Source organism: Mesorhizobium sp. M4B.F.Ca.ET.089.01.1.1, from assembly GCF_004022605.1.
Classification (GTDB): Bacteria; Pseudomonadota; Alphaproteobacteria; order Rhizobiales; family Rhizobiaceae; genus Mesorhizobium; species Mesorhizobium abyssinicae.
The window spans coordinates 1-433 of sequence record NZ_RZOS01001453.1 but is presented as its reverse complement, the minus strand read 5'-3'; the positions used below and the strand labels follow the sequence as shown (position 1 = coordinate 433).

The 433-nt window shown below is 67.4% G+C and carries 1 protein-coding gene; it reads left to right on the top strand.

Going from position 1 to position 433, the window contains the following annotated elements; translation table 11 throughout:
- Nucleotides 1-431 (top strand): FAD-dependent oxidoreductase (locus EN780_RS37880; protein WP_189557203.1); only part of this gene is annotated, 431 nt, incomplete at its 5' end.
- Nucleotides 432-433: the final 2 nt, after the last annotated feature.

Sequence of the window (433 nt, the reverse complement as noted above, 5' to 3'; positions counted from 1 at the left end):
TGCGCACCTCGTCCTCGCAGGCCGAAGGCGCCGAGCGCGAGTTTCAGGTGGCGACGCTCGAGTTCATCGGCGAAGACGGCCAGCTGACCGGGGTCAAATGCTGCGAGGTCGACGAAAAGCGCAAGCCGATCGCCGGCAGCGAATTCGTCATTCGTGCCGATCTCGCGTTCATCGCCATCGGCTTTGCCGGGCCAGCCGCTCGCGGGCCGGTGTCGGAACTGGCCGGCCAGATGAAGATCGCCATTGACAGCCGCCGCTCGAAGAATGTCGAGGCCAATGACCGGGACTACAGGACCAGCGTCGAAAAGCTCTATGCGGCGGGCGACGTGCGGCGCGGCCAGTCGCTGGTCGTCTGGGCGATCCGCGAGGGCCGCCAGGCGGCGCGCGCCATCGATGAGGCGCTGATGGGATCGAGCGTGCTGCCGCGCTGAGT